13 protein-coding genes and 1 riboswitch are annotated in these 12,217 nt (G+C 46.6%); all 13 genes read left to right on the top strand.

The window, feature by feature from the left end; all coding sequences use genetic code 11:
- Positions 1-4: 4 nt before the first annotated feature.
- The 13 genes from nirJ2 (at position 5) to GT1_RS02030 (ending at position 12,212) form a co-directional block, all read left to right on the top strand.
- On the top strand, positions 5-991 hold the full coding sequence (gene nirJ2, locus GT1_RS02090; protein WP_188397030.1) for a putative heme d1 biosynthesis radical SAM protein NirJ2: 987 nt from the start codon (positions 5-7) through the stop codon (positions 989-991).
- 134 nt (positions 992-1,125) lie between these two features.
- Positions 1,126-1,602: a NapC/NirT family cytochrome c gene (locus GT1_RS02085; RefSeq protein ID WP_223225999.1), complete on the top strand. Its 477-nt coding sequence runs from the start codon at positions 1,126-1,128 to the stop codon at positions 1,600-1,602.
- Positions 1,595-2,881 (top strand): ammonia-forming cytochrome c nitrite reductase subunit c552, encoded by a 1,287-nt coding sequence (locus GT1_RS02080; protein WP_188397028.1) that lies wholly within the window; start codon positions 1,595-1,597, stop codon positions 2,879-2,881. The genes GT1_RS02085 and GT1_RS02080 overlap by 8 nt, the downstream gene beginning before the upstream one ends.
- A 210-nt stretch (positions 2,882-3,091) precedes the next feature.
- Positions 3,092-4,222 (top strand): hydrogenase small subunit, encoded by a 1,131-nt coding sequence (locus tag GT1_RS02075; RefSeq protein WP_188397026.1) that lies wholly within the window; start codon positions 3,092-3,094, stop codon positions 4,220-4,222.
- Between the two features lie 21 nt (positions 4,223-4,243).
- Entirely contained in the window at positions 4,244-6,136 is a 1,893-nt protein-coding gene (locus GT1_RS02070; protein ID WP_075754723.1) for a nickel-dependent hydrogenase large subunit, read from the top strand.
- Between the two features lie 19 nt (positions 6,137-6,155).
- Positions 6,156-6,881, top strand: coding sequence for a Ni/Fe-hydrogenase, b-type cytochrome subunit (cybH, locus tag GT1_RS02065; protein WP_188397024.1), 726 nt, complete (start codon positions 6,156-6,158; stop codon positions 6,879-6,881).
- Positions 6,882-6,968: 87 nt separating this feature from the next.
- Positions 6,969-7,451 (top strand): HyaD/HybD family hydrogenase maturation endopeptidase, encoded by a 483-nt coding sequence (locus tag GT1_RS02060; protein ID WP_188397022.1) that lies wholly within the window; start codon positions 6,969-6,971, stop codon positions 7,449-7,451.
- Positions 7,452-7,599: 148 nt separating this feature from the next.
- Positions 7,600-7,914, top strand: coding sequence for a hypothetical protein (locus GT1_RS02055; protein ID WP_188397020.1), 315 nt, complete (start codon positions 7,600-7,602; stop codon positions 7,912-7,914).
- Positions 7,915-8,044: 130 nt separating this feature from the next.
- Complete coding sequence (gene aroH / locus GT1_RS02050) at positions 8,045-8,404, top strand: chorismate mutase (RefSeq protein ID WP_075754730.1); 360 nt, start codon at positions 8,045-8,047, stop codon at positions 8,402-8,404.
- A 168-nt stretch (positions 8,405-8,572) separates the two neighbouring features.
- Positions 8,573-9,532 (top strand): glycosyltransferase family 2 protein, encoded by a 960-nt coding sequence (locus GT1_RS02045; protein WP_188397018.1) that lies wholly within the window; start codon positions 8,573-8,575, stop codon positions 9,530-9,532.
- Positions 9,533-9,628: 96 nt separating this feature from the next.
- Positions 9,629-9,767: riboswitch (cyclic di-AMP (ydaO/yuaA leader) on the top strand.
- Positions 9,768-9,791: 24 nt separating this feature from the next.
- Positions 9,792-10,439, top strand: coding sequence for a C40 family peptidase (locus tag GT1_RS02040; protein WP_376741997.1), 648 nt, complete (start codon positions 9,792-9,794; stop codon positions 10,437-10,439).
- A 256-nt stretch (positions 10,440-10,695) separates the two neighbouring features.
- A complete protein-coding gene (locus GT1_RS02035) occupies positions 10,696-11,667 on the top strand; it encodes a metal ABC transporter solute-binding protein, Zn/Mn family (protein ID WP_188397015.1) in 972 nt (323 codons plus the stop codon).
- A 101-nt stretch (positions 11,668-11,768) separates the two neighbouring features.
- Positions 11,769-12,212, top strand: a complete 444-nt coding sequence (locus GT1_RS02030) for a Fur family transcriptional regulator (protein ID WP_188397013.1) — start codon at positions 11,769-11,771, stop codon at positions 12,210-12,212.
- Positions 12,213-12,217 lie beyond the last annotated feature (5 nt).

Raw genomic sequence — 12,217 nt, 5'->3', positions numbered from 1 at the left:
CTGCATGATAATCTCATGGAATACCACACAACAGTGTAATATCAATTGTATACACTGTTACCGCGATGCGGGCGCTAAACGTTCTGATGAGCTAAGCACCGCTGAAGGCAAAAAATTGCTTAGCGAGATCGCCAGAGCCGGCTTTAAGATTATGATTTTAAGCGGTGGCGAGCCCATGCTGCGCGCTGATATCTATGAACTCATTACCCATGCTGCTGCCGTCGGGCTTAGACCGGTACTCGGCACCAATGGCATTATGCTGACCGGTGAGGTTCCGGCCAGGCTGAAGTCTGCCGGATTAATGTGCGCAGGCATAAGTGTAGACAGCTGTGACGCTGAACGTCATGACACCTTCCGGGGAGTGAAAGGCGCTTGGCAGCAAACCATGGAGGGGATCAAAAACTGCCGGGAAGCCGGTTTGCCTTTCCAGCTCCATACCACCGTGACCAACTGGAATGAAAATGAAATTACCAAGGTTACCGATCTGGCTGTTGAGTTAGGCGCTGTTGCTCATCATATCTTTTTTCTTGTGCCTGCCGGGCGGGGAAAAGATATTGAAGAAACCACGCTTAAGACAGCAGAGTATGAAGCCCTGCTGACACGCATTCTTGACAAGCAGGCAACCACCTCTATTGAAATAAAACCAACCTGTGCCCCGCAGTTTATGCGTATTGCTAAAGAACGCGGCGTACCCATGCGTTATACCCGCGGTTGTCTGGCAGGTACTACCTATTGTGTCATATTGCCTAATGGCGATGTCCAGCCTTGTCCGTATTTACCGCTGAAAGTAGGTAACGTGAGAGAGGCTGCTTTTGATACAATATGGCAAGACAGTAAGGTCTTTCAAGAACTGCGCCAGGAACCGCTCAAAGGCGGCTGCGGTTCTTGTGGTTATGACAGCCTGTGTGGCGGTTGCCGCGCCAGAGCGTATTATTATTCTGACGGAGATTATTTGGCTGAAGAGCCTTGGTGTAACCGGGGAAATAGATGATACTGCTAAAAAAGAAGCTGTGCTGAAACTTTGTTTCAGCCAGCTTCTTTTTTTGGCATAAACCCTTCCAAAAATGGGAATCTAATAATGCTGAATAGTACGCAGATCTGAACGGTTATCGGGAGGTGGCTACATTGGGATGGAAAAAATATCTGGAAAGAAACACTCTTGCCTTCATGCTGATTGGCGCATTAGCAGCCATTGCCGGGTTTGCCATAGCAGGCGGCGGCATAGCTTATGCAGACAAGGCTTCCTTTTGCAGCAGCTGCCACTCCATGCAGCATGCAGCGGTTACCTGGCAGGCGTCCAATCACCGTCAGTTTAGTTGCGGGGATTGCCATTTGCCTCAGGAGAACCTGGTTGAGAAAATGATTGTCAAAGGACAAACCGGTATGCATGACACCTATCATGAATTCTTGCGTGATTATCCTGATACTATTCGGATTAGTGCCAAAGGCAGAGCTATTGTAAACGATAACTGTGCCCGTTGCCATGCTTATACGATCGGCAATACTTTTATGTCGGCAAGCGGCGGGTACGCCTGCACCAAATGCCACCGCGGCATGATTCATAATCAGATTGTAGTTAAGGAGGGTGTTCCTGTTGAATAAGACCCAAAAAGTCTTGGCTGCTTTTCTCGTGCTTATTATCCTGTTTACAGGAGCGGTGCTTAGCCGTATATGGTTGTTTAAACCGCAATCAGCAGTACAGTTGGTTAAACTTCCGGCAGGTGAATATAACATCGAAGCCTGGGGTAAAAACTACCCGCTGTATTACGAAAGCTATCAGAAGAATTTAGAAACCGCACCTTCGCCGACAGGTTATGGGGGCGGCATCAATATTCAAAAATCGGAAAGACAGCCCGAATTATTTGTCAACTTCAAAGGCAATCCCTTCAGCAAAGATTATACCGAAGATCGCGGTCACCAGTATGCGATGCACGATTTGCGGGAATCCAAGCGAATTGGTCCGGCAGCTAAAGGTGCCTGTGTTACCTGTAAAACACCGTATCTGGAGCAATTTTATCAGGAAATGGGCTGGGGTTATGCCAGTCGACCGCTTAATGAACTCATGGACCGGGCCAAAGATCATCCGATCAACTGCGCTAACTGCCATGATCCTGAGACTATGGGATTGCGGGTAATTAATCCGGCCTTTATCGAAGCTATGCAACGGCGTGGCATAGATGTCAGCAAGGCCAGCCGTGAAGAGATGCGTTCTTATGTATGTGGTCAATGCCATTCTGAGTACTATTTTGAGCCAGGCACCTTCAAAGTAATATTTCCCTGGGATAAAGGCCTGACTCCTCAGGAAATGTATGAGTATTATTCCGACAAACCGAACGGATTTGAATATGATTTTCTGCAAACCGATTCAAAAGTGCCTGTTTTAAAGGCACAACATCCCGATTATGAAGAATGGCAAAATGGGGTTCATGGCAAATTTGGTGTGTCCTGTGCTGATTGCCATATGCCCTATATGCGAAAAAACGGACAGAAGTATAGTTCGCACTGGATGACAAGCCCGTTAAAGACGCTTGATGAATCTTGTTCCCCCTGCCATACCCAGGGACAGGAACTTTTATTCAACCAGGTTAAGGCCTATCAGGATAATACCTGGCAGCTTCAGCATATGGCGGGAGAAAATGTTGCCAGAGCCCATGAAGCCATTCAAAAAGCCAGTCAAATCCCGAATGTCAATCAGACTGAACTGGCCAATGCCCGTGAATTGCTGCGCCGGGCTCAATGGTATTGGGATTACATGGCAGCCTCCAACAGTATGGGGTTCCATAATCCGGTTCAAGGACTTAACACGCTGGGGCAGTCCATTGATTTATCTCATCAGTCTATTAATGCTGCCAATAAGGCAGCAGGAACCAACTCTCTATAAGTAATTAACAAGTGAAAGCAGTTTATGGTGCAGGCGGGTGGTGTATTGCCTATACATCACCCGCCTGTAAATTGCCTGTATAGCTGCGGCATAATAAGTTCTAATTGTAATTTATTATTTTTTGACAAGTGCGACAGGAAACTGGAAAAATAAGCAGAATATCAGAAGAAGGATTAATTTGTAAACAGTATTATTTTAAGGGGGGCGACTATGGAAAAGCGGGATACCCTTTGGGGATTATTTCAGAAGAAAAATATCAGCAGGCGTGATTTCGTTAAAACATGCGTGGCTCTGACCAGTATTATGGGGCTGTCTACCGAACTAATACCCCGTGTCATTGAAGCGGCAGAGAAAAAACCGTTGCTGCCGGTCATTTGGCTGCATGGTCATGAGTGTACAGGTTGCGACGAGAGCTTTATTCGTTCCCAGTCACCGTTGGCTTCCGATCTGGTGCTTAATATGATTGCTCTTGAATACATGGATGTACTGGCTGCCACTGCCGGCGAGCCACTGGAACATCACCTGGAAGAAACAATAAAAAAATATGCGGGTCAGTATGTTCTGGTTTTTGAAGGCGCTGTGCCTACTGCGGAAGCTGGCATATACTGTATGGTTGGCGGGAAACCCATGCTTGAGACATTGAAGCATGTCGCTAAAAATGCGGCAGCGATTATTGAAAATGGTTCCTGTGCCGCCTGGGGCGGAATTCAGGCCGCCAGACCCAATCCCACCAAGTCGGTGGCAGTAAGTGAGATTGTTAGTGGCAAGCCGATTATCAAGGTGCCTGGCTGTCCGCCGATTCCGGAAGTGCTGACAGGTACCATTATGCATTATGTTCTTTTCGGCCAGTTACCGCCTGTTGATAATCAGGGACGGCCTAAACAATTTTTTGGCAATCGCATCCATGATACTTGCTATCGTCGTCCATTTTTTGATTCCGGTATGTTTGTGGAAAAATTTGACGATATTGCCAGCAAGGCCGGCTGGTGTCTGTATAAGGTGGGCTGCCGGGGGCCGGAAGCTTATAACTCCTGCGGCAATATACGCTGGTGGAATGGTATGAGTTATCCCATCCAGGCAGGTGCGCCCTGTGTTGCCTGTGCCGCCAATAACTTCTGGGATAATGATCCTTTCTATGAACGGCTGCCTAACATCCCTGTGCCTAATACTATTGTCAATGCAGACAAAGTTGGCGCTATCCTGGCCGGCGTGACTGCCGCCGGTGTAGCGACTCATGGTATTGCATCCTATGTTCAGCACAAAATGCATGAGTCTAAAGCAGAAAAAGCGCAGGACGGCACGGACGAACCAAAGCCGGAACGCGGCCAGGACAATGAATAGGGATGAGGAGGAGCGGTTTAGATGAAACGCATAGTTGTTGATCCGATAAACCGGATTGAAGGCCACCTGCGGGTTGAAATAGAAGTAGATGAAGCTACCGGCAAAGTGGAAGATGCTCTTTCAAGCGGCACTGCCTGGAGGGGGATTGAATTAATAGTAAACGGGAGGGATCCGCGGGATGCCTGGATGTTTGTCCAGAGAATCTGCGGTGTTTGTACTACCGTACATGCTTTAGGCAGCTTGCGGGCGGTTGAAGATGCGTTAGGTATTGAAATTCCCAAAAACGCCAACTTTATTCGCAATATAATAGCCGGTACGCAAATGGTGCATGATCATCTTGTCCATTTTTATCATTTGCATGCCCTGGACTGGGTCAGCCCGGTAGCGGCGCTCAGAGCCGACCCGGCAGCTACGGCGGCTCTGCAGAACACGGTACTGGAAAAATACAGCCTCACGTTTGAGGGCCCTGTCAGTTTTGACACCAACGCCTATCCTAAAGAGTTTCCGAAGGCAACAACCGCGTACTTCAGGGAAATTCAAAATAAAATAAAAGGCATTGTAGAGAGTGGCCAACTGGGTCTTTTTTCGGCCCATTACTGGGATCATCCCGACTATAATGTGCTGCCGCCGGAAGCTCATCTGATGGCTGTATCCCATTATCTGAACATGCTTGACCGTCAGCGGGAAATTGTTATTCCCCATGTTATCTTTGGCGGCAAAAACCCTCATCCGCACTATATTGTCGGCGGGATGCCCTGTTCCATTTCCATGAATGATATGAATGCACCTATTAACACCGAACGGTTAGCCGTAGTGGATACTGCGATAAATCTGACGATAGATTTGGTAAATAATTTTTACATACCGGATGCGCTGGTCATTGGCGATTTGTTTGTCAAAGCAGGTTTTGCCGACGGGGGTGGTTTAGCCGGACAACGGGTGCTGGCCTTTGGCGATTTCCCCGAAGACCGCTATAGCGGAACTTCCAATGGCGATTATTTTAAAAATCTGCTAATCCGTGCCAACGGGGTTGTAGAAAACTTTGGTCAGGGTATTGGCCAGGCTGTCTTCCATCCGCTGGAAGGTAAAGACCTGACTGATCCGAATGTGTTGACCGAAGGTGTTGAACATTCCTGGTACCGTTATCCTGAAGCCGGCAAGGACCTTCATCCCTGGAACGGTGTTACCACTCCGCAATATACCGAACCGAAAGAAGGAACCAAGACCAACTGGAAGTATCTTAACGAGGATGGCAAATATTCCTGGATTAAGACACCCAAATGGAATGGTAAAATGGCTGAAGTTGGCCCGCTGGCTAAATATATTATTGTGTATACCAAGGTTAAACAAGGCATTATCGGTGAGCCAACCTGGGCGGAAAAATTCATGGTTGACCAGATTGAGGCAGTGTCCAAAGCATTAAATCTGCCGCCGGAAAAATGGATGCCGACTACAGTGGGGCGTACGGCAGCCCGCGCTTTGGATGCACAGCTGCATGCGTATATTGCCAAGTATTTCTTTGATAAACTGATAAACAGTATTAAAGCCGGCGACACAACAGTAGCTAACACGGCTACCTGGGATCCGGCAACCTGGCCGAAGGAAGCCAAAGGAGTGGGTCTGCACGAAGCGCCGCGAGGCGGCCTGAGTCATTGGGTAACCATTAAAAACGGCAAAATTGAAAACTATCAGGCGATTGTTCCTTCCACCTGGAACGCTTGTCCCCGGGACGGAAAAGCCGGCTATGGCGCTTATGAAGCCAGTATGATTGATACCAAAGTAAAGATTGCCGAAAAGCCGCTTGAAATACTGCGGGTGCTTCACTCTTTTGACCCTTGTCTGGCCTGTGCCACTCATCTCTATGACAAAGAAGGCAAGGAACTTGCAGTAGTTCGCACCGACCCGTATTTATAAAAAAGGAGGAATACCGGTCATGCGTCAAGGAGCAATGAAACCTTATTACCTGTTTAGCCCGTGGACGCGGATTTTCCATTGGGTTATGGTAATATGTACATTTATTCTGTTTCTTACCGGCCTGTACATTGGCAATCCTTTTTTCCTGGGGACACAGGGAATAGAGCCAACGTTTGCCGTTAATCATGTTTTATCGATGGAAATGATAAGGTATATTCATTTTATCGCAGGCTATGTGCTTATCATCTCCTTTATTCCCCGCATTTACGGCTTTATCATTAATCCCGGCGACAGGCTTTTGCCTAAGCCGTGGACTAAGCTGTACTGGACTGGAATTATGGATACGCAGATGCATTATATGTTCATGCGCGGCAAGCATCGTCCTTATCTCCGGAATTCATTGGCCAGATCAGGCTATCTGGCAGTATATCTTATGTTTCTGATTGAAGCCATAACCGGTTTGGCGATGTACTACATGATTGAGCCTAACCGGTTCCTGGCAAAAGTATTTGGCCCGTTTAACAACTGGCTGGTTAACGAATACACTGTTCATATCATTCACCATTTTGTTGCCTGGTGTATCATCTTGTTTGTCATTGTGCACGTATATATGGCAATCAGGGCTGACTTTACCGAAAAAGGCGGCGAGATATCGGCGATGTTCTCCGGTGTCAAGTATATGGAAGAAGAACCTGATGATTTGGATGATATTAGAAAAGATAAGCTGAAAACTAAGATAGAGTAATCAAGATCGAGATTGCCACGCCGGATGTATAGCAGAATTTAGCGTGGCAATCTTCTGTCTATTGAGCGAATGATAGGAGCTTGCATCATGGAAAAAATCGTTGTTTTGGGTATCGGCAATATTTTAATGCAGGACGAAGGTTTTGGCGTCCGGGTGGTTGAAGAACTTACCCGGCGTTATACCTTTCCGGATACTGTTGAAGTTCTTGACGGCGGTACGCTTGGCATGGAATTGCTGCGCTTTATCAAAGGCGCTGACCGGCTGCTGATTATTGATGCCATCAATGGCGGCAGTGAGCCAGGGGCTTTTTTTCAGTTTGCCAATGAGGAAGTCAAGGCTTATTTTAAACATAAAGTATCCATGCACGAACTGGGGATTCAGGACGTGCTGGCGGCACTGGAAGTATTGGAAGAGCCGGTGAAAGACGTGGTTGTATTAGGAGTTCAGCCGGCCGTTATTGATGTTGGTTTAGAATTAAGTGAAATAGTACAAGCTAGTGTTGACAATGCTATCTGCAGGACATTGCGAGTATTAGATTCTTGGGGTATAAACTGCCTGCCGCATACATAGGTATTATAACTGAAGACTTGCTTCCGGTGAGGTTCCCCCAACTGGAGTATAGTCGGAATTATCCAGCGATTTAGCTGCTCTTACTCCCGCCTAAAGAGGCGGGAGTCTTAGAGTGATTAAGTCAGCGGATACATGCGGGAGGTGGACTGTGAAGTACAATGTTCTCTATGTTATCCTTAGCCTTAAAGGAGTGCCTGAAGTATTTCCTGCTGAAGATTACAGGTTTAACGAGCAGAATGGTGTACATGAGCTGTTGATTACTGTTTTTGGGCAAAAATTATGGGTAGATACCCGGTCGGTTATGTTAAAGAAAATAGCGGGTGCCAGCTTTTGCTGGCAAGAGTATGAACAAGGAAAATATGTTGAGCTGAATCAGTCCAATGCCGTTTGCCCCGAATGTGGCTGGTGGCGGTGCCATGTATGCGACTCCTGCCGGTGCAATAAACCTAAGAAAGAAGACTAACCTTAACAGCATGGCGGCGAGGCTTTAGTGTTATTGGATATATATATTTACAATGTTGGCAGGAAAAAGGATTAATTTCGCGTATATTGTATACTAAGCCTATGCTAATTTTTCTCTAGGAGTGGTTATTATGCTGCGTGGCGTTCGAGGCGCGACAACTGTTACCGCAAACCAATGTGAAGAAATCTTTGAGCGCGTGGCTGAACTTCTAGCGGCAATTGTACGGGAAAATGCGATGAATACCGAAGATATTGGCGCTGTGATATTCAGCTCAACCCCTGATTTAAACGCGGCTTTTCCGGCTGCAGGTGCAAGAAAACTCGGCTGGACACAAGTGCCATTATTTGGCACCCAGGAAATAGAGTGTCCTGAAGCGCTGCCGTTGTGTATCAGAGTATTGATTCTTTGGAATACCGATACTTGTCAGCAGGATATCAAGCATATTTATTTGCATGACGCAATGGTTTTACGTCAGGATATCACAGCGTAAGAAGGTTCCAAGTGAAAAAGCGAGATTGTTTCGCCGTACCTCTCACAATGACTGTAGCGGGTCCTTACCGTCATTGCAGGTATGGGAAGTAATCTCGCTTTTTCAGTTCCAGGACTTGCATTCACTGCCCGGCAGTGCAATAATAAAATGGTGAAAAGGAGGCTGATTATGGCTTCACCGGAAAAGGTAATATCTATTGTTGTGCCGGTATTTAACGAACAGGATAATATCGACAACTTTTATCAGGAAGTTGTTAATGCTATGGAGCCGCTGGCCTATTCTTATGAACTCATTTTTATCGATGATGGTTCAAGTGATGCTACTCCGTTTATCTTAGAACGTTTAGTCAATGCGGACAAGCGGGTACGGGCGCTCATTATGGCTCGCAATTTTGGTCATCAGGTGGCTTTAACCTGCGGACTGGACCATGCAAAAGGGGATGCCGTTATTACCATGGATGGCGATATGCAGCACCCGCCTGAGATGCTGCCGCAGTTGATTGCCAAATGGGAAGAAGGTTTCCAGGTAGTCCAGACAGTGAGAATTAATACCGAAGGAGTATCCTGGTTTAAAAGCTTTACCTCAGGCATGTTTTATAAATTGATGAATGCCGTGTCTAATGTACAGGTTACCGAGGGTGGCTCTGATTTTAGATTATTAGATAAACAGGTGGTAGATAGTTTCCGGCGCTTTCGGGAGCGTGCCAGATTTATTCGAGGTATGATCAGCGCGATTGGCTATCGGCAGACTAAGATTGAATTTGTTGCGCCGAAACGTTTTGCCGGGCAATCCAAATTCTCATTAAAGCGAATGCTGCATTTTGCGCTTGATGGTATAACGGCATATTCTAAAACACCGCTCCGGTTTGCCTTTTATATTGGACTGGCCCTGGGGTTCAGCAGCATTGTGCTGACAGGCCATGTTGTTTATATTAGGCTTTTTACCGATGAAGCTGTTCCGGGCTGGGCGACAATTACGGCCAGTATTTTGCTGTTGGGCGGTTTGCAATTAGCGGGCATTGGTATTATTGGTGAATATGTCGGGAGAATATTTGAAGAAGTGAAACAGCGTCCGCTCTACTGGCTTCAGGCTGATTTGAGCCGGCAGCAAAACAAAGGTAACGAGTAGTAATTATCAGGAAACTATAATCCTCCCTAAATTTGTAAAAAAACCATGAATTTTAGGCAGGATTTTCAAATTTGATACAGAATAATAACCAAGGAGCGTTTTAGAAAGCCGAATCCAGCTCAGGTACGGGGGAACCAGTTTTATGGGGTGAAACCTGATTAGCACTGGCTTTTCAGGTAGGGTGCCTGCAACCCTAACCCGTCAGCTAACCTCGGAGGCCAAGGAGAGGGGAAACCAATTGCAAAAGTATTTCGGGTTTATTGTTGCTTTTTGTCTCTTTTTTGGGACCGCTGCTTTTGCCCATGCTTCAGGTACATATGAATCCGGTGACCGAGGCGCTGATGTAGCCGCTATTCAAACTCAGCTTAATGAGCTTGGTTTTGATGCCGGCACAGCAGATGGTGATTTTGGCAACTTAACGGTCAGTGCTGTCAAGGCTTTTCAAAAAGCTCGGGGTCTTGAGCCTGATGGTGTAGTTGGAGCACAAACTTATCGTGCTTTGATGGGGCGGGATATTCCTGCCAGCCGTGATTCTTCCACAACTTCGGTACGGCGTATTATTCAGACATCGCTGCGTTATCAAGGTGTGCCTTATGTATTTGGTGGGACAAGCCCTGGCGGTTTCGACTGTTCCGGCTTTACTCGCTTCGTATTTGCCCAGAGTGGTATTTCTCTGCCGCGAATGGCTGATGAACAGTTTGCAGTTGGGCGGCCTGTGTCTTACAGTCGTCTTCAACCCGGTGATTTGGTGTTTTTCACTACCTACGCACCGGGAGCATCTCACAGCGGCATCTATATTGGTGATGGTAATTTTATCAGCGCTACGTCCAGCCGCGGTGTGGCTATTGCCAGTATGAGCAGTAGCTATTGGGGTCCGCGCTACATTGGCGCCCGCCGGGTGATGTAAACCAACAAGAAGGGAAGGCATTATCTGTCTTCCCGCTTTTGTTATTTCATGCTATATACAGTCGATCTTTTGAGGTTACCCGTGCAACCAAGTAAAATAATGCTAAAAAAAGCAGCGGCAGCTATATATGCCGCTATATTTTTTTGATTTTTTGTTAAGAATAATCTTATTAAGCGGTGGAAAGTGTTGACAGTAGGATTCCGGCCTGTTACTATCTTAATAGGAATATTCTTATTAAAAGGGGATAGCGATATATATGATAAAAACAAGGATGGTTTTGGTTGTACTTTTTCTATTGGGGGTACTTGTCAGTGGTTGCGGTCAGAGAACAGCTGCGCCAGGTGATAATGCACAGCAAGCAGCCAAAATCAAGGTTTTGGCCAGTGTTTATCCGGTATACGAATTCGTCCGGCAGGTTGGTGGCGACAAAGTCGAGGTAGACATACTTGTTCCTGCCGGAGCCGAACCGCACGAATGGGAACCATCTGCCAAGGACTTGATACAGGTCAAAAATGCAAAACTGTTTTTCTTTCACGGTGCCAATTTCGAGCATTGGATTGGCAAAGTAACGGGGAAAGACGTACTTGGCAGCACAACGGCGGTTGAGGTCAGTAAAGGTATTGAATTAAAAGAAGGCATTCCCCATAGTCATGGACATGACGAACATAACCATGTTGATGAGCATAAGCATGAGCATGAAGAAAACGAAATTGATCCGCATGTTTGGCTTGATCCTGTATTGGCCCAGAAGGAAGTAGACAACATTGCGGAAGCTCTGGCTGCTGCCGATACAGCCAATGCCGCCTATTACCGTGAAAATGCCGCTAATTATAATAAAGAGCTGCAAAAGCTTCACGAAGAGTATCAGAGCGGTTTGCAAAAGGTAAAGAAACGTACAATTATTACTACCCATGCTGCTTTTGGCTATTTGGCAGAGCGCTACCAGCTGGAACAGGTTGCCATCATGGGTTTGTCACCGGATGCTGAACCAACGCCGGAAAAGATGGCTGATATTACCAAGCTGTGTCGTGAACGGCAAATTAGTTACATATTTTCGGAGACCATTGTGAGTTCCAAAGTAGCGGAAACTTTGGCTAAAGAAGCCGGCGCCAAAGTTCTGGTATTGCATCCGGTGGATGCGTTAACCCCTGAGGAAGTAAAGCAGGGGAAGAATTATCTTACACTGATGCGAGCAAACTTAGCCAATTTAATCCAGGCTCTCGAATAATAAATTGCATTCAGAGATTGCCGCGTTACCGCTTGCTGGCGTAGCGTGGCAATCTCATTCCTATTAGGAATCTTTTTTGCAGTAGAAAGGGGGGAAAAGATATGACTGTCGATCATGCAGCAAGTGTCATTGCTGTAATAGCCCGTTTAAGAGATAAAGGCTACCGGATAACAGCCCAGCGGCAGGCTATGATTGCGCAGCTGGTTGAGTCAGGCCAAGCGTTGTCCGCCTTTGAAATTTGGGAAAAACTAAAGGTGCGCTATCAGGACATAAGCCTGGACACTGTATACCGCAATCTTCATGTTTTGGTTGACTTAGAAGCGTTAACCCCGATAAATGCCCTGGGAAAAGAAAGTGTCAGATATGAATTGGTGGACACCAGCCATCATCATCATATTGTATGTGTAAAATGCGGACAAACGCAATGTATTGAGTATTGCCCGGTAGACCCCCGCCTCATGCTGGTGTTGCAAACACATGGCTATGAATTAGTGCGTCACAACTTAGAATTGTTCGGTGTATGCCGGCAATGCAATCCTTCTTAAGGAGT

Origin of the sequence: Sporomusa sp. GT1 (assembly GCF_014634905.1) — a bacterium.
Lineage (GTDB): Bacteria > Bacillota > Negativicutes > Sporomusales > Sporomusaceae > Sporomusa > Sporomusa sphaeroides.
This window is presented reverse-complemented; position numbering and strand designations above follow the sequence as displayed.